Source organism: Ruegeria sp. H3, from assembly GCF_056533095.1.
This window is the reverse complement of the sequence record NZ_JBQFOD010000001.1, coordinates 122,621-139,280: the sequence shown is the minus strand read 5'-3', so window position 1 is coordinate 139,280 and position 16,660 is coordinate 122,621. Positions and strand designations below refer to the sequence as shown.

20 protein-coding genes and 1 tRNA gene are annotated in these 16,660 nt (G+C 56.9%); 7 read left to right on the top strand and 14 right to left on the bottom strand.

Features of this window, described 5'->3' with window-relative positions:
* The first annotated feature begins 92 nt into the window (after positions 1-92).
* Complete coding sequence (aroQ, locus tag ACR0JE_RS00740) at positions 93-542, top strand: type II 3-dehydroquinate dehydratase (protein WP_480549220.1); 450 nt, start codon at positions 93-95, stop codon at positions 540-542.
* The gene (locus tag ACR0JE_RS00735; RefSeq protein WP_480862299.1) at positions 539-1,294 is read left to right on the top strand and encodes a LuxR family transcriptional regulator; all 756 of its coding nucleotides are present in this window, start codon (positions 539-541) and stop codon (positions 1,292-1,294) included. The genes aroQ and ACR0JE_RS00735 overlap by 4 nt, the downstream gene beginning before the upstream one ends.
* Positions 1,295-1,632: 338 nt before the next feature.
* On the opposite strand, the gene tsf is transcribed toward ACR0JE_RS00735, so the two are convergent.
* The 5 genes from tsf to ACR0JE_RS00710 form a co-directional block, all read right to left on the bottom strand.
* On the bottom strand, positions 1,633-2,508 hold the full coding sequence (tsf, locus tag ACR0JE_RS00730; RefSeq protein ID WP_480541479.1) for a translation elongation factor Ts: 876 nt from the start codon (positions 2,506-2,508) through the stop codon (positions 1,633-1,635).
* 76 nt (positions 2,509-2,584) lie between these two features.
* A complete protein-coding gene (gene rpsB / locus ACR0JE_RS00725; RefSeq protein WP_480862297.1) occupies positions 2,585-3,385 on the bottom strand; it encodes a 30S ribosomal protein S2 in 801 nt (266 codons plus the stop codon).
* A 166-nt stretch (positions 3,386-3,551) separates the two neighbouring features.
* Positions 3,552-4,427 carry a lyso-ornithine lipid O-acyltransferase gene (gene olsA, locus ACR0JE_RS00720; RefSeq protein ID WP_480541483.1) on the bottom strand — a complete coding sequence of 292 codons (876 nt, stop codon included), beginning with the start codon at positions 4,425-4,427 and terminating at the stop codon, positions 3,552-3,554.
* Complete coding sequence (gene olsB / locus ACR0JE_RS00715) at positions 4,393-5,148, bottom strand: L-ornithine N(alpha)-acyltransferase (RefSeq protein WP_480541485.1); 756 nt, start codon at positions 5,146-5,148, stop codon at positions 4,393-4,395. The genes olsA and olsB overlap by 35 nt, the downstream gene beginning before the upstream one ends.
* A gap of 100 nt (positions 5,149-5,248) precedes the next feature.
* On the bottom strand, positions 5,249-5,431 hold the full coding sequence (locus tag ACR0JE_RS00710; protein WP_480541487.1) for a DUF3553 domain-containing protein: 183 nt from the start codon (positions 5,429-5,431) through the stop codon (positions 5,249-5,251).
* A 43-nt stretch (positions 5,432-5,474) separates the two neighbouring features.
* Between ACR0JE_RS00710 and ACR0JE_RS00705 the strand changes: the two genes are divergently transcribed.
* Positions 5,475-6,071, top strand: a complete 597-nt coding sequence (locus ACR0JE_RS00705) for a histidine phosphotransferase family protein (protein WP_480541489.1) — start codon at positions 5,475-5,477, stop codon at positions 6,069-6,071.
* Here the strand turns inward: ACR0JE_RS00705 and ACR0JE_RS00700 are convergent.
* From ACR0JE_RS00700 to ACR0JE_RS00660, 9 genes are all read right to left on the bottom strand, one after another.
* Positions 6,068-7,330: a glutamate-5-semialdehyde dehydrogenase gene (locus tag ACR0JE_RS00700; RefSeq protein WP_480862294.1), complete on the bottom strand. Its 1,263-nt coding sequence runs from the start codon at positions 7,328-7,330 to the stop codon at positions 6,068-6,070. The genes ACR0JE_RS00705 and ACR0JE_RS00700 overlap by 4 nt on opposite strands.
* Before the next feature lie 21 nt (positions 7,331-7,351).
* Positions 7,352-8,458: a glutamate 5-kinase gene (gene proB / locus ACR0JE_RS00695; RefSeq protein WP_480862292.1), complete on the bottom strand. Its 1,107-nt coding sequence runs from the start codon at positions 8,456-8,458 to the stop codon at positions 7,352-7,354.
* Positions 8,446-9,480 (bottom strand): GTPase ObgE, encoded by a 1,035-nt coding sequence (obgE, locus tag ACR0JE_RS00690; RefSeq protein ID WP_480862290.1) that lies wholly within the window; start codon positions 9,478-9,480, stop codon positions 8,446-8,448. The genes proB and obgE overlap by 13 nt, the downstream gene beginning before the upstream one ends.
* A 37-nt stretch (positions 9,481-9,517) precedes the next feature.
* The gene (locus tag ACR0JE_RS00685) at positions 9,518-10,054 is read right to left on the bottom strand and encodes a GNAT family N-acetyltransferase (RefSeq protein ID WP_480541497.1); all 537 of its coding nucleotides are present in this window, start codon (positions 10,052-10,054) and stop codon (positions 9,518-9,520) included.
* Positions 10,051-10,659: a LysE family translocator gene (locus ACR0JE_RS00680; protein ID WP_480862288.1), complete on the bottom strand. Its 609-nt coding sequence runs from the start codon at positions 10,657-10,659 to the stop codon at positions 10,051-10,053. The genes ACR0JE_RS00685 and ACR0JE_RS00680 overlap by 4 nt, the downstream gene beginning before the upstream one ends.
* Before the next feature lie 93 nt (positions 10,660-10,752).
* Positions 10,753-11,022: a 50S ribosomal protein L27 gene (rpmA, locus tag ACR0JE_RS00675; RefSeq protein ID WP_039535512.1), complete on the bottom strand. Its 270-nt coding sequence runs from the start codon at positions 11,020-11,022 to the stop codon at positions 10,753-10,755.
* A gap of 11 nt (positions 11,023-11,033) precedes the next feature.
* Positions 11,034-11,693, bottom strand: a complete 660-nt coding sequence (locus tag ACR0JE_RS00670; RefSeq protein WP_480862286.1) for a 50S ribosomal protein L21 — start codon at positions 11,691-11,693, stop codon at positions 11,034-11,036.
* Positions 11,694-11,901: 208 nt separating this feature from the next.
* Positions 11,902-12,702, bottom strand: a complete 801-nt coding sequence (locus ACR0JE_RS00665; RefSeq protein ID WP_480862284.1) for a DUF2059 domain-containing protein — start codon at positions 12,700-12,702, stop codon at positions 11,902-11,904.
* A complete protein-coding gene (locus ACR0JE_RS00660) occupies positions 12,702-13,544 on the bottom strand; it encodes a DUF2059 domain-containing protein (protein WP_480862282.1) in 843 nt (280 codons plus the stop codon). Before ACR0JE_RS00660 ends, ACR0JE_RS00665 begins: the two co-directional genes overlap by 1 nt.
* 123 nt (positions 13,545-13,667) lie before the next feature.
* Here ACR0JE_RS00660 and ACR0JE_RS00655 point away from each other — a divergent pair.
* From ACR0JE_RS00655 to ACR0JE_RS00640, 4 genes are all read left to right on the top strand, one after another.
* Positions 13,668-13,757: transfer RNA gene (locus tag ACR0JE_RS00655), tRNA-Ser, on the top strand.
* A 217-nt stretch (positions 13,758-13,974) separates the two neighbouring features.
* A complete protein-coding gene (locus ACR0JE_RS00650) occupies positions 13,975-14,520 on the top strand; it encodes a hypothetical protein (RefSeq protein ID WP_480862280.1) in 546 nt (181 codons plus the stop codon).
* Positions 14,521-14,716: 196 nt separating this feature from the next.
* Positions 14,717-15,745, top strand: coding sequence for an alcohol dehydrogenase catalytic domain-containing protein (locus ACR0JE_RS00645; protein WP_480862278.1), 1,029 nt, complete (start codon positions 14,717-14,719; stop codon positions 15,743-15,745).
* A 38-nt stretch (positions 15,746-15,783) separates the two neighbouring features.
* Entirely contained in the window at positions 15,784-16,659 is an 876-nt protein-coding gene (locus tag ACR0JE_RS00640) for a branched-chain amino acid ABC transporter permease (RefSeq protein ID WP_480541511.1), read from the top strand.
* Position 16,660: the final 1 nt, after the last annotated feature.

The following is a 16,660-nucleotide window of genomic DNA, read 5'->3' as shown; positions in this document are numbered from 1 at the left end:
TAGCCGGCAGGCATTGTATCACTGTGCAACAAAGCGCAGTAGACAACTCAGGCTAATCGTGGCTATGAACCAGTGATGGGGAATAAAAAGACATGACGAACATTCTGGTTTTGAATGGTCCGAACCTGAACCTGCTTGGCACCCGCCAGCCGGAGGTTTATGGCAGCACCACATTGCAGATGGTCGAGGATCTGTGCGTTGACCATGGCGCTAAGCTTGGTCTGACCGTAACCCATTTCCAGTCGAACCACGAAGGCGCCTTAATCGATGCCATTCACGCAGCGCGCGAAACACAGCATGGGCTGATCCTGAATGCGGGCGGCTACACGCATACATCCGTGGCGCTGATGGATGCGATCTCGTCCGTCGGGTTGCCGCTGGTCGAAGTGCATCTGTCGAATATTCACGCCCGTGAAGCGTTTCGTCATAAGTCCTTTGTTGCGCCAGTCGCGCTGGGGCAAATCTGCGGATTTGGTGTGCAAAGTTACGTTCTGGCGCTAGACGCTATAGCGGCCCATCTTGGGGCAACGGGTGGCAGATGAAGCTAAACGAGTATCTGCACTTTGTGAGCTATGCCAAAACGCTGGAAGAGTTGTGGGACGCCCATTGCCGCCAAATGGCGCTGTTTGGCTTTGACCGGCTGATCTATGGTTATACGCAGTACCGGACCGAAACCTCGTTGGGCGATCCCGAAGATTTTGTAATCCTATCCAACCATGATCCGGCCTACACGGATGGCTTTCTGCAACATGGGATGTATTTTCACGCCCCGATGCTCAAATGGGCGCTGGACAATGAAGGCGCGGCCAGTTGGCAAATGATCCAACAGATGATGTCCACAGGCCAGATGAGTGCTGAAGAGCAGAGAGTGATCGATTTCAATCGATCGATGGGCGTTGTGAACGGCTATACGGTCAGTTTCAACTCTGTTTCTTTGCGCTCAAAAGGGGCCATTTCGCTGTCTGCGCAGGACGGGCTTAGCCAGGATGAGGTTGATGCGATCTGGGCTGAGCACGGAGATGACATATTGCTCATGAACAATATGGCGCATCTGAAAATCCTGACCCTGCCCTACAACCCACCCAACCGCGCGCTGACAAAGCGGCAGCGCGAAGCGTTGGAATGGGTCGGCGATGGCAAGACAACACAGGATATCGCGCTGTTGATGGGGCTGACCTCGGCAACCGTAGAAAAGCACCTGAGACTGGCGCGCGAGTCTCTGTCGGTTGAGACCACAGCACAGGCCGTACTAAAGGCATCTCTGCACAATCAGATGTTCCTTATGGAAGCCTGAGCACCTGGAGTGTTCACGACAGCTTACCTTAGGTAAGGAAATCATGACTTCCGAATTGGTCCACAAAATTGCAAATTGGTCTTGTTCCGTGAGTGGTGGCTTTTGCCAGGGAACACTTCGATCAGATCTTTGCAATACCAGAGCTCTCTGATCACTCTGACACAGGGGCGCCTATTTGTCCGCGTCACTAGGTCGGAAATTTGGGGGGCCTCGACCATCCCCATCATGCGGGGCCCTCCATTCTATTTTCAGTTTGTTGGAAGCAAAAAACGGGCTGCGACCAGCACAACCCGTTTCGATGCTTTGAAAAGGCCCCAGACCGGGGCCTTTGAAAGGCCTTAGCCCTGAGCCGCCTTGGCGACTTCGGCTGCGAAGTCTTCTTTTTCGACCACGATGCCTTCGCCAACTTCCAGACGAATGAAGCCCGTGATGGTGGCGCCTGCCTCTTTGGCCGCCGCTTCGACGGTCAGATCAGGATTCACAACGAACTGCTGATTCAGCAGAGTCGATTCGGCGACGAATTTCTTCATGCGACCGATGATCATTTTTTCAATCACCTGCTCCGGCTTGCCGGATTCGCGGGCGATGTCCATCTGAACCTGCTTTTCCTTCTCGACAATCGCCGGATCCATGTCCGCCTCGGACAGGGCCGCCGGGTTCACAGCCGCGATGTGCATCGCAACCTGCTTGCCGATCGCCTCGTCACCACCAGTCAGAGCAACCAGAACACCGATTTTACCCATGCCGTTGGTGGCGGCGTTGTGGACGTAGGACACAACCGTGTCGCCCGACAGTTTGGCCATACGCCGAACCGACATGTTCTCGCCGATGGTGGCGATCTTGTCGGTCAGCGTGTCGGCAACGTTTTTGCCGCCCAGGTCAGCCGCCAGCAGCGCGTCAACATCGTCGACACCTTCTGCCGCAAATGCGATCTTGCCAACCATTTCCTGGAATTCAGCGTTTTTCGCAACGAAGTCGGTTTCCGAGTTCACTTCGACTGCAACACCGGTGCCGCTGTTGACGTGAACAGCAACCAGACCTTCTGCTGCGGTACGGCCCGATTTCTTCGCCGCTTTGGCCAGACCTTTGGTGCGCAGCCAGTCAACGGCCTCGTCCATGTTGCCGCCGGTTTCGGTCAGCGCTTTTTTTGCGTCCATCATGCCTGCGCCGGTCGAGTCGCGCAGTTCTTTAACCATTGCTGCTGTGATTGCCATCTTTAGGCTCTCCTCAATTCAAACGGATTTGGGGCAGGTCTACCCTGCCCCATATGTCAGTAACGTGACGGGCAGCTTACGCTTCGGCTTTGGCTTCCGGCGCGGCTTCTTCTGCAGGTGTTTCTTCAGCAACGGCTTCTTCAACCGGAGCTTCTTCGAACGCACCCAGATCAACACCAGCGGCACCCATCTGAGCGGTCATACCGTCCAGAGCGGCACGTGCGGCCAGATCGCAGTACAGAGCTATGGCGCGCGCTGCGTCGTCGTTGCCAGGGATGATGTAGTCTACACCGTCAGGCGAGCAGTTGGTATCGACAACAGCCACAACCGGGATTCCCAGCTTGTTGGCTTCGGCGATGGCCAGTGCTTCTTTCTTGACGTCGATGACGAACAGCAGATCAGGAACGCCACCCATCTCACGGATACCGCCTAGCGAAGCTTGCAGCTTGGCCTGGTCACGTTCCATGCCCAGACGCTCTTTCTTGGTCAGGCCTTCTGCGCCCGATTCCATTGCTTCGTCAATCTGGTTCAGACGGTTGATCGACTGCGAAACGGTTTTCCAGTTGGTCAGCGTGCCGCCCAGCCAGCGGTGGTTCATGAAATACTGAGCCGACTTTTCGGCTGCCTCAGCGATCGGTTGAGCCGCCTGGCGCTTGGTGCCAACGAACAGGACACGGCCGCCTTTTGCAACGGTGTCACGAACAGCCTGCAGCGCCTGATCCAGCATTGGAACGGTCTGGGTCAGGTCCATGATGTGGATGCCATTGCGCGAGCCGTAGATGAACGGGCCCATGCGGGGATTCCAACGCTGTGTCTGGTGACCAAAGTGAACGCCAGCTTCCAACAGCTGACGCATGGTGAACTCGGGAAGAGCCATGCTATTTTCCTTTTCCGGTTTACGCCTGGGCGGGGGTGAAAGAAGCGGATGCTCCAACCGGCGGGCCTGATAAGGATGTCTCCCTCAAAAAGCCCAAACCCCGCCTGCGGGTTTGAATGGCGCGCGTATACGGCAGGTTTTGGGGTAGTGCAAGCGTCAAATGCCCTTATTTTTCAAGCCGCGCCAAGCTGTGTGCGTGACGAACGGCTTGCTCACACCAGGCCGCCAGCGCTTTGCGGTTTTCAAAGTCGCGGACCTTGGCTGGTGCGTGGTAAATCAACTCGACCGCTCCCTGTCGCCGGGCACCTAGTGTCTTGAGCAGATGCGGACCGAACTCCATATCTCCCCACCAGCCATAAAAGCGGGCTGGTTGTCCATCTGGCGCGTGGAACACCGCTGTAACGGGCTGTACATACATGAAATCGCGCAACTCTTCTGTAAAGAACGCGGCGAAAAGCGTTGTTTTAAATGGCAAAACCCGCAACCCGTCGGTCGAGGTGCCTTCTGGAAAAAACAACAGCTTATGTCCGGCTTTCAGCCTATCTTCGAAAATCTTGGTCTGTTCTTTTGCTTTTTTGGGGTTCCGCTCGATAAAGACCGTGCCCGTTGCCCGCGCCAGCCAGCCAATGCCGGGCCAACGCGCCACTTCGGCTTTTGAGACAAAATAAATCCGCTTACGTGCATTGAGGGCAAAAATATCCAGCCACGAAGTATGGTTGGCCACAACAGCCCCGCAATGCTGCATTAACGCACCCGATGTCGTGAACGTAATTCCGAGGATGCGAAAGGCGTTGCGGCAGACGAATTGGGTGATGAATGGCGTGACCGGGCGGTGTAGTCCATAAAGTGGCCGTTCAACAAGGCGCACCAGCAGCAAGATGATCAGCCCGCCAAAGACCAGAACGGCCAAGGGCACGCCGCGAAGCAGGACCAGAACCCAGCCAACCGGCCCCAACTCAATCGGGTCCGGCGCGTCTTCGCTGTTCCAGAGGGGATCGCTCACCGCGTTACGCTCCACCGTAGATGCGCCTTTGGCGTTCATTCATGCGCGCGGTGTCGAGGATCAGGCAAACATCCGTCGTGTTAAAGTTGTGGTCGATAAATGCCCCCTCGCCCACAAAACCGCCCAACCGCAGATAGGCTTTGATCAGCGCCGGCACCTGAACCATTGCGGCGCGGCGATCCAGATCCTGAGGCGCGACAAGATCCATGGATTGGAACACATCCGCCTGCGCCCGCACGCGCAGATCAGGCGGGGCAAGGTGGTTGTGATGCAGCATCGCCAAGGGCTGGGCCAAGGCGGCCACATCCGTGCCGTGAAAGCTGGCCACACCAAACAGAACTTCGATCTGGCGCTCTGCGACATAACCGGCCAGCCCGTTCCAAAGATGATACATCGCCGAGCCGCCGCGATAATCTTTGTGCAGGCAGGATCGACCTAGCTCCAACAGCCGGCGTCCGCTGTTTTTCAGCACGCTCAGATCATATTCATCTTCGGAGTAAAATTGCCCGATATCTGCTGCCCGTTCCCCAGGCAACATCCTGTAAACGCCGATGATTTCCCCGGTGCCGTCGTCATAAGCCAGCATATGGTCGAAATACGGATCGAACCTGTCTTTCTCGAGCCCGGCTTCGTGATCTACCAGGTCACCACCACCGCCCAGTTCACTCACAAAGACGTCATAGCGCAGCTTCTGTGCGGCGCGCAGCTCAGCCTCGGTCTCGGCGAGCTTTACTGTAAAGGTGGGGCCAGTATCTGGCATAAGGTGATCCGTTCTCGTTTAGGGGCTGATACCGCAGTCTTTCGACCAGGCGCAACTGTTGCGCCTTTGGTCAGGGTTGTTAACCTTTCCTAAACCAGTTTCACGGATCAAAGACGGGCATCAGGGCGATGCGCGTTCCATTGATTACCACTTTCCCCTGCTCGCGGAAGTTTACGGTGATCTTGCCTGCGATGTTGGACTGTACCTGTCCGACACCCCATTCGGGGAAATCCGGGTGGCGAACAAACATGCCCGGTGCAAGAATAGCATTCATGTCTGTCATGCGGGTCCCTTGTATCCTGCGGCAGATACAGCAGGAGGTACGCATGGGCGCATCAGACGTCAACCTGGCCGAATTGATCGGATCGAGGATCTGTCACGATCTGATCAGCCCGATCGGCGCAATCACCAACGGGTTGGAACTGCTCGAGATGGTGGGCGCGGTTCAAGGCCCTGAGATGGAATTGATCTCGGGCAGCGTCGGCAGCGCTGGTGCGCGCATCCGGTTTTTTCGCGTGGCCTTTGGTGCGGCCAGCGATCAGCCCTTGGGCAAGACCGAAATAGCAGAGCTGCTGAACGATATCGAACGTGCCGGGCGCGTTCGGGTCAGGTGGAACCTGACGGAGCCGGTGCCGCGCAATCAGGTTAAGCTGGCCTTTCTGGCACTGATGTGCTGCGAAAGCGCGATGCCTTTGGGGGGTGAAGTCGAAATCTCAACCATTGGCTCGGGCTGTCAGGTCGTCGGAACTGCTGATAAACTGAATGTTGACAGCGACTTGTGGAAAAGTGTCGCCACAGGACACCCCTTGGGCAAAATCACGCCTGCACAGGTGCAATTTGCACTATTGCCCGAATCGGCAGCAACGATGGGACGGCGGGTCGCGGTCGAAACCAGTTCGACCCGTGTAGCGCTGAGGTTTTAGCTCCGGACCGTGCCGTTGCCGCGCACCAGATACTGAAAACTAGTCAGCTGTGCCGCACCTACCGGGCCACGCGCATGCATCTTGCCGGTTGCGATCCCAATCTCTGCGCCCATCCCAAACTCGCCACCATCGGCAAACTGGGTCGAGGCGTTGTGCATCAGGATCGCACTGTCGAGCCGCTCAAAGAAACGTGCTGCCGCCTGATCATCCTCGGTCATGATGCAATCGGTATGGTTCGAGCCAAACTGCTGGATATGCGCGATGGCGGCATCAATATCGGCTACCGGTTTGGCGGCAATGATGCTGTCTAGAAACTCTTTGCCCCAATCATCGGCCGTCGCCTGGAGCGTTCCATCAACGGCCAACGCGCCCTCGGCATGGACTTCGACGCCTGCGGCGATCAGAGCAGCGATCAGGTCACGCCCCAGAGTTTCGGCAATATCCTGATGGATCAAAAGGCATTCCGCCGCACCGCAGATACCTGTGCGTCGAGTTTTGGCGTTCAGCACCACCTCAAGCGTTTTCTGCGGATCAGCGGCTTTGTCGACATAGATGTGAACAATACCTTCCAGATGCGCAAAGACAGGCACACGCGCCTCACGCTGCACCAACCCGACCAGCCCTTTGCCCCCGCGCGGCACGATAACGTCCACGTAGTCGGTCATGGTCAGCAATTCCTGAACCGCGGCGCGATCACGGGTCGGCACGAGTTGAATGGCATCTTCCGGCAGGTTTGCCGCTTTCAGACCTTCGATCAGACAGGCGTGGATAGCAGTCGACGAATGGAACCCTTCAGAACCGCCGCGCAAAATCACCGCATTGCCGGATTTCAGACAGAGCGCGCCTGCATCTGCAGTCACGTTCGGGCGGCTTTCATAGATCACCCCGATCACACCCAAAGGCGTGCGGACCCGCTGGATATGCAGGCCCGAAGGCATATCCCATTCGGTCATCACCTCACCCACAGGGTCAGTCTGTTCTGCAACGGTGCGCAGCCCATCGACCATGCCCTGAATGCGGGTCTCGTCCAGCATCAGGCGGTCCATCATTGCGGGGCTGAGGCCTTTATTGCGACCGAACTCCAGATCCTTTTTGTTGGCCTCGATGATATCGGCACGATTTGCCCAAACCGCATCGGCGGCGGCGATCAGGGCGGCATGTTTACGCTCGGCACTGGCAAAGGCCAGCTCTCGTGCGGCATCCTTAGCGCGTTTGCCGAGATCGGCCATCAGAGCGGGGATATTGTCGAGGTCTTTCATCTTGTGCACCTTTCTGCGCCGCTAAAGCGCCAAATCGTCCCTGTGGATCAGCGCCGCACGCCCAGGATAGCCCAGTGTCGCCTCAATCTCCGAGGATTTGCGCCCTTTGATCGCATCCGCCTCTTGCGCCGTATAGCGGCTGATCCCTTGAGCCAACCGCCGCGCCTGAGGATCCAGAACCGCGACCGGATCGCCGCGACCGAAATCCCCGGTCACTTCGGTAATTCCAGCAGGCAGCAAGCTGTTGCCGTTTGCAAGAGCCTTGGCCGCGCCCTCATCCACGGTGATCTCGCCCCGAGGTTTCATTGCTGAAATCCACCGCTTACGCGCCGCGTGCGGGTCCAGCTTGGCTGTAAACCATGTACAGTTTGCGCCATTCTCAAGCGATTGCAGAGGTTTAAGCGTTGACCCTTCGGTAATCGCCATATCGCATCCGGCGGCTGTTGCCATCTTGGCCGCCAACAATTTGGTCTTCATCCCACCTTTGGACAGGCCAGACCCGGCATCACCCGCCATCGCCTCAATCTCAGGTGTGATGTCATCAATGGTCTCATACCGCGTGGCCGAGGCATCTTCGTTCGGATTGCCCGAATAGAACCCATCCACATCAGATAGCAGGATCAGTTGATCCGCGCCTACCGTCACCGCGATCTGGGCCGCCAGACGATCATTGTCGCCATAGCGGATTTCATCTGTCGCTACAGTGTCGTTCTCATTGACAATCGGCACAACGCCGAGACCCAACAGAGTTTCTAACGTTGCGCGCGAGTTCAAATAACGGCGGCGGTCCTCACTATCTTCCAAAGTGACCAGCACCTGAGCCGTTGTGATCTCATGCGGGGTCAGCGCTTCTTCGTAAGCGCGGGCCAGTCGGATTTGACCCACCGCTGCGGCAGCCTGAGATTGCTCCAACGGCAGTGTCGCGGCGGGAAGGCCCAAAACACCACGGCCTAACGCAATTGAGCCCGAAGACACCAGAATGACATCAGCCCCCTGCCCCTTCAGCCAGGCCACATCCTGTGCAAGCGATTTCAACCAGTCCGAACGCAGCACGCCGGAATGCCGGTCCACCAACAAGGCCGACCCGATCTTGACCACCAAACGACGGGCTGCGGTCAGGGTTGCCACGATTGGGCCTCCTCCGCGGGTTTCTGGCGCAGCCGGTTTTCATCGATCTCGGCCCGCAGCGCACGCAACACCTCGGTCACGCCCAGATGGGCAACGCCTGACATGGTCATGACAGGGCCGCCAACCGCCTCTTCCAATTCGGCCTTGGCGAGGTCGCGTTCTTCTTCATCCAACGCATCCACCTTGTTTAGCACGGTAATGCGTGGCTTATCAGCCAGTTCACCGCCATAGGCTTCGAGTTCATGGATGATGGTGCGATAGTCTTCGGCCACAGTTTCTGAGGTGCCATCGACCAGATGCAGCAGCACGGCGCAGCGTTCAACATGTCCCAGAAACCGGTCGCCAATCCCGCGCCCTTCGTGCGCACCTTCGATCAGACCGGGAATATCGGCCACCACGAACTCAACATTGTCGACGCCGACAACGCCCAGATTGGGATGCAAGGTCGTAAACGGATAATCGGCGATCTTGGGTCGCGCATTTGATGTGGCGGCCAGAAAGGTCGACTTGCCCGCATTCGGCATGCCCAGCAGGCCCACATCCGCGATGAGCTTCAATCGCAGCCATATCGTACGATCAATTCCCGCCTGCCCCGGATTGGCACGGCGCGGGGCCTGATTGGTGGCGGATTTAAAATGCAGATTGCCGAACCCGCCATTGCCGCCCTTGGCCAGCAAAAACCGCTGCCCGACCTCTGTCAGGTCGCAGATCACGGTTTCTTCGTCCTCATCCAGGATCTCGGTCCCGACCGGCACACGCAGGATGATGTCATCACCATCCTTGCCAGTGCGCTGCTGGCCGCGACCTGGCTGTCCGTTCTTGGCAAAGAAATGCTGCTGATAGCGAAAGTCGATCAAGGTGTTCAGCCCATCGACAACTTCGGCCCAAACTGTACCACCTTTGCCGCCGTCCCCGCCATCAGGGCCGCCATATTCGATGTATTTTTCGCGTCGAAAGCTGACGCAGCCGCTACCTCCGGCCCCGGACCGGATGTAGACCTTTGCAAGATCGAGAAATTTCATAACTGTCCCCTACTGCAAAGGCCCCATCGGCCACAAGTCAGAGTTTTTTGCTATATGTCCAGGTGGGCACATTTGCGTCGCGCGCAACCGAATAGGTCTCGGCATCGCCAAGATATTCAAACCCGCAATGCGTCAGCACTCGCGCCGAGGCTGGATTGTCCTGAAACACACTGGCGAACATGCTGGAATGCTGTAGGGGGTTGGCCAGAACCAAAGCCTCTACCGCCAATGAGGCGATGCCGGTGTTCCAGTAAACCGGTGCGACCCAATAGCCGATTTCGGCCTGGTTACGATCCAACCGCTGTAGCGAGATCAGGCCGATCAATTCCGGCCCGCCATCCTTGGTGGCATCCAGCGCCCATACGTCCTCATCCCGTTCATCCGCCATGGCACGGGTTACAAAAGCCTCGGTCGAACCGGGTGGCAGCGGATGTGGAATCGTTGTGGTCATGCGCGCCACGCGCTCATCGCCTGCATAATGTTCAATGAGACCCATATCCGAACGGCGCAGTGGGCGCAGGTCGAACCGCTCGGTTTCGATGACCGGCTGGTTGATTATCGTCTCAAGTTTCATGTCTGTGCTCCTCCTCCGAACAACACGAAAAGTACGGACGCAACTGTGACACTCGCTAACGTCCACATCAGATATTTTTCCATAGGCCGTCCTTCAACCGCATGGGCGATTCTATCGCCCGCAAAAGTCCAGATCGGATGAAGAATTACCTGACAAAACAACAAACAAAGTGCGATTGTTAAAGTCGCCTGAAAGGCCGAAGTCCCCGCAGCGACAAAACCAGTGAAGCCTGCGATGATCATGGCCCAGGCCTTGGGGTTCAGCGGATGCACGATCAGCCCTGACCAAAAGCCCGGCACCGCAACATCGCCTTGCCCACGCGACAGGCGCAGGTTCGCGATTTTCCAGGCCAACCAGATGATATAGGCCGCCGAGGCGTATTTGAGCACCTCAAACACCAAGGGCACCCGATCCGCCAACTGCATCAGGCCAAAACCAACGGGCCATATGATCAACTGCTTGCCCAGGATGACCCCTGCAACAAACGGCAAGGCAGCCCGAAAGCCATAGCGCGCACCTGTCCCCAGCAGGACCATATTGGCTGGTCCCGGCGTGCCGACCTGACTGGCGGCAAAGATAAGGAAACTGGTGGTTGCGACTGTCATCTGGTTTTGATCATGACTGCATTAAAACGAAAAAGGGACCGGCACTTTCTGCCGGTCCCCTGTGAATTTTTTATTAACCTTCTGGGTCTCGGCTTACTCTGCGGCCTCCGCCACTGGCAGGACCGAAATAAAGGTGCGGTTTTTAAGTCCCTTGTGGAACTTCACGGCGCCATCGGTGGTTGCAAAGATGGTGTGATCTTTGCCCATGCCTACGCCTTCGCCCGGCCAGAACTTGGTGCCGCGCTGACGCACGATGATGTTGCCTGCGATGGCGGCCTGGCCACCATAGAGTTTCACGCCAAGGCGACGACCCGCTGAGTCGCGACCGTTACGGGAGGAACCGCCAGCTTTTTTATGTGCCATTCTCTCTCTCCTTAGCCTTTAGCCAGTTCTTTCGCCTGTTCGATCCAGCCTTCACGCTCGATCCGACCCTTGAACGACAGTTTCTCGTCCATAGCAGCAACGTCTTCTTCCGTCCATGCCGCAATCTGGGCAAACGTGGTGATGCCAGCTGCAAGAAGCTTCTTCTCGAGCGCGGGGCCAACACCGGACAGTTTCTTCAGATCGTCTGCGCTAGCGTCAGCAGAGGGTGCTTCGGCCTTGGGTGCCGCGTCTTTTTTCGCAGCAGCTTTCTTGGCCGGTGCTTTCTTCAGCGCAGCTGCTTCGACAGCCGCCGCAGAAACCGAACCGGTCGCCGCTTTGATGCCCGACTTGTCCGCACCCGACGACAGGATGTCGGTGATTTTGACCAGTGTCAGCTTCTGACGGTGGCCAACGGTACGCTTCGAGCTGTGCTTACGACGGCGTTTGACGAATTTGATGACCTTGTCACCTTTGATCTGGTCGATCACTTCGGCCTGTACGCCTGCGCCTTCAACGAAAGGTGCACCAACAACCGGAGCGTCACCGCCCAGCATCAGAACATCGTTGAATTGAACTTTTTCACCTGCGTCGGCAGCCAGTTTTTCAACGCGGAGGATATCGCCCGCCTGAACCTTGTACTGCTTGCCGCCAGTCTTGAGGACCGCAAACATGCGTCTTTCCTTTTCCAAATCGCGTTCTGCGGTCCCCGCATGGGTGTTGTCGGCTTTCGCCACCTCGAACAGCGCGCCCTTTACGGGCTGTGATGAATGACCTTTGAACCAAGTCCAAGGGTCAAATAATAACGATACCCGGCGCGGTATTCCGGCCGGGATGCGCGCTTATCCATGGATTAGGGGGCAAAGTCAACACCAAAGCGTGTCATAGATCGGACCCGTTCAAAACCTGCGCCACAGCCTCGCCCAATTGGAACGAGATCGTATTAAACATCTGGTCAAACCCGTCAAACAAAGCGGTATTCAGCGCTTGACCGGTCTTGGTTCTGGAAAAGGCGATGTATTCGCGCATTTCAGCCTCATCTAGCGGTGCATAGGCCATTAGCAGAAAGGAATAGAGCCATTCGGTGGTGTCTTCTGTTTTGGCGTCCTGTTCGGCCAAAAGCTGCGCCAACAACTCGGCGTCGTCGCCGGGCTGGCCTAGTGTCATCCCTTTGAAGAAGTTATATTGGGCGCTCAGCGTACCCTGCACATTCTGCTCGACCAAATCATTGACCCCAATGAACTCTGTCACGAGTTCGAACAACATCGAGTCAGGTAATGCGTCCTTGTATGTCGCGCGCGCCATTTCCTCGATTTCGGGGGTCAGAAAGGCGCGACGGGCCGAGTTTTCAAGTGAAACCACCATCTGACCCAGATCGCTTTTGTAGAAGACGATGGCCTGATCCATCTGTCCGTCTGACATTTGGGTGGCAAACGCGTCACGCATCTGGTTGCGCATCCAGGTCGGATCATAAATGTCCTGCACCTGAGCCTGGAAGAAATCTCCACCCGCATTATCCAGCAGCGTTTCATCCACTTCGCGCCGATATATGTCACCCTCTTCCGCAAGAATTTGCGCCACTTGGTCAAGCCGCATGGCCTCGGCCAATTGTTCGGCTTTCTCACTGGCGAACGCTGGCAAGGCCCCGACAAATAGCGCTGAAAACAAGGGCAGTAGGCGCATCAGATATCCTGAGCGGGGTGCAGTTCAGCCATGCGAGCGGCCAGCACTTCGAAGCGCATCGCCATGATTTCATACTGAATGGCATTCAGCAGCTCATAGACTTCCTGCATAAGCGGATGTTCCAAAGCGTCCACATAATCGTCAACTTCGGTGTCCGAGAACGCCTGATAGGTATAGGCCGCCCCCGCCAAACCAGAAAGCTGCAAGGATTGTCGCATCCCGGCTTCGTTGCTTTTCAACATCTGCCTCAGCTCATCAGCGCTCAACTGCAATTCGATCACGCCGGACGCGCTTGCAGCCAGCAAAAACCTCACCTGAATTTCCTGCAACGCCCGCAAGGACGTGCCCGAGGAATCAATGGCCGCATTCATGCGTTTGTAGCTTTCTACCCGCGGCGATCCAGCCTGCACCAGTGCGGCAAAAATCTCCTGCCCTTGCTGTTGTTTGACGTCGTCATCCTCTTCCATGTGCGAGGCGTTTTCAGCTTCGACCAGACGCTGACCCAGATCTGATGCGTAGAAATCGACTGCGTGGTTCAGGGCATCGTCGCTTAGCGTCTCTTCCAGGATCGAAACGGCAGTTTCATGCATGCCCTCGGTGTCGAACACCTCTTCTGTCAAGCGCGTCCAATCAGACCCGAACCCTTCTGGATCAATCCCCAGCATTTGCGGTGCTGAACCGGATGCCAAAGCGATACTTTCTAATGCAACGTCAAATCCGGTTGTGGTCAGAAACGCCTCAATCCGATCCCGATTGGCGGCAATAACAAGCGACGGCAACAGGATCAGCGCGACAAACGGGGCGAAAAAGGCGATGGCGAAGCGGCGTGGTTGATGTATCATATGGATGAGCCTAGGTGTTTTACCCCTGTAGGCAATGGAAAAACGCGGCTTTGCCGAAATCCGGAATTTTCTGCTTGCACCCCTGCCCGTTCCTAACTAAATCCCCCCCTCACAGACCCCCGCGGAGAGGTGCCGGAGTGGTCGAACGGGGCGGTCTCGAAAACCGTTGTGGGTGCAAGCCCACCCAGGGTTCGAATCCCTGTCTCTCCGCCAGCTTGTTTTGCCCAGCAAAATCGATCGTTCTTCTCAATACAAAACCATGGTTAAACCCATTCCCATCTCGCACTGGGCGTGTTCTTGCCACGCGGGTGGCGCGGGATCAGCGTAGCTTGGCCCATATCTCGCAGTTGCAGAAAAACACAAAGAATTCCCCTTTGAGAACAGATAGTTTTGCCCCATCTCGGCGACACATATTTCAAAGGAGAACCACATGTCGCGTACACTAATTCTGGCCATTGTCATCGCTGCAATCGGCGCTGGCGGCTATTTCTATTTTAACCAGGCAGAGAAAACTCCGGGTGAGCAATTGCAGGACGCGGCGCAAGATACTGCCGATGCTGTGGATGATGCCGCTGATGCTGCTGGCGACGCAGCAAATGACGTGGTCACTGACGCGCAGGAGGCTGTCAATGATGCCGTAGACACCGCTCAGGATGCCGCCTCGGACGCATTGGACGCGGCTGCAGATCAGGCCAGCGAAGCCGCTTCATCGGTTTCGGATGCCGCGGATCAGGCCGGCGAGCAAGTGGCCGCCGTGGCCAATCAGGGGCAGGAGTTGTTCAATTCCTGGCTGCAGGACGGGCTGCTGACCGCCGGAGAATTCGACTATGACGCGATGGTCGCTTCTGTTCAGGACAGCGACCTGACGCAAGAGCTAAAAACGCAGGCGATCCAGATATTTGACGAAATCAAAGCATCACCAGAAACCCTGCTGCAGAAGATCCAGGACCTGCGCAACCTGCTGACTCAACAATAAAAGATATTGGGCCAGCCCTAAGGGCTGGCCCTGCTTCTATGTAAGAAATTGCCAATTCCGCTACGTCAGCGCGACACGCGATTGACGCGGCACCGCCCATTTGTTTGGCTTGTCTTCAAACCAACCGCGTTGCTTTCCCTCGTCGTCATTTGATTTCGGAACTCATTGGAAAGCGCGCTGAATCGAGGGCGCATCTGTGACTGAAATTCCCAAAACGATGTTCGCAACTATTCTCAAATATGATGGGTATTCCGGCACCATGACCGGACCGATGATCGAGAATGCTGGTGACTGGCTTGCCGAAGCGGAACTGCCTGTTCCCCAACCCGGCCCTGGGCAGGTTCTGATCCGCTTGCGCACCGCATCGGTGAACCCGTCTGATCTGCATTTCATAAAGGGCGAATATGGACAGCCTCGGGTCAAAGGTGCTGCGGCCGGGTTTGAAGGATGCGGAGACGTCGTGGCCAGCGGCAAAGGTGCCGAGGCCCTGCAAGGGCAGCGCGTGGCATTTGTCGCCGCAGGCTCAGGTGCATGGGCCGAGTATGTCGTGACCCAGATGCAGATGTGCATCCCGCTGCGCCCGGATATCTCGGACGATGACGGCGCGGCGCAAATCGTCAATCCGCTGACCGCGATGGCAATGGTCGACATGGCGAAAGAGGCAGGAGACGCCTTTGTCCTCTCGGCCGCGACCAGCCAGCTGGGCAAACTGATGTGCAGCCTGGGGCGCGATCTGGGTCTGAAGCCCATTGCTCTGGTCCGACGGACCGAGGCGGTTGATATGCTCAAAGACCTTGGCGCGGCTGAGGTGCTGGTGACCACCGATACAGATGTTGCGCAGAAATTCTCCGAACTGAGCGCCACGCTCAAACCTCGCATGTTCCTGGATGCGGTGATGGATCAACTCTCGGAACAGATCTTTTGCGCGATGCCAAACCGGGCGCGCTGGGTCTGTTATGGCAAGCTCGGCAGCGAAGCCCCTACCCTGACACAAACCGGCCAGTTGATCTTTATGGGCAAGCAGATCGAAGGGTTCTGGTTGACCCAATGGATGATGTCCACACCACCTGCCGATCAAATGCGCGTTGTGGCTGAAGTGCAAGCGCGCTTTGCCGACGGTCGGTGGAAAACCGATGTATCGGAACGGCTTACACTCCGCAATCTGATCCCAAATCTGGCCGATGCGCTGAAAAAGAGTGACGGGAAGGTGATTATCACGCCATAGTAGAACAAACGCTGGATCACCAGCATGGGGAGGAAAGCTTGGATAACGCGCAGCTGCTGATCAGCGGGCTGGCGAACGGGTGTGTGTATGGCCTGATCGCGCTTGGTTTTGTTCTGATCTACAAGGCGACCGAAGCGGTGAATTTCGCACAAGGCGATTTCATGATGCTGGGGGCCTTTGTCACCATTGGCCTGACGAATACCGAATATATGGGATTACCCTTCTGGATGGCGCTGCCGATCTCACTCGGCATCATGGGGGCGCTGGGGTATCTGCTGGATCGGCTGATCATCCGCCGCATGTTTGGGGAAAGCCAGACCGCCGTTGTGATCCTGACCATTGCTTTGGGCTTTGTGATCCGCTTTGTCGCCGGGCTGATCTGGGGGCATGAACCTCATACCCTGCAAAACCCGCTGGCGGGGAAAGAAGTTCGTTTTGGCGGGCTTGTACTGGGGATGGAGGATGTGGCCGTCATCGTCGTAACCATCCTGCTGACCTGGGGGCTTTACGTGTTTTTCAGCAAAACCAAGCTTGGGTTGGCAATGCAGGGTGCCTCGCAGAACCAGTTGGCGGCCTACTATATGGGCGTTCCGGTCAAGCGCGTGCAGGGCTTCATCTGGGCGCTTGCCGGAGTTGTTGCAGGGATTGCGGGCATTCTCTTCGCTGCCAAAGGATCAGTGGACCCAACCACCGGCCTGCTGGGGATCAAAGCCTTCGCCGCAGCCGTGATCGGAGGGTTCGGCAGCCTGCCCGGCGCACTTGCGGGCGGGTTGATCGTCGGCGTGATCGAACCCTTTGCCAGCCGCTATATCGCTGCTGGCTACAGCCAGATCGCCCCCTATGCGCTGCTGCTGGCCGTGCTGATTTTCCGACCGAATGGCCTGTTTAGCCAGGTTCGGGTCAAGAAGGTCTGAG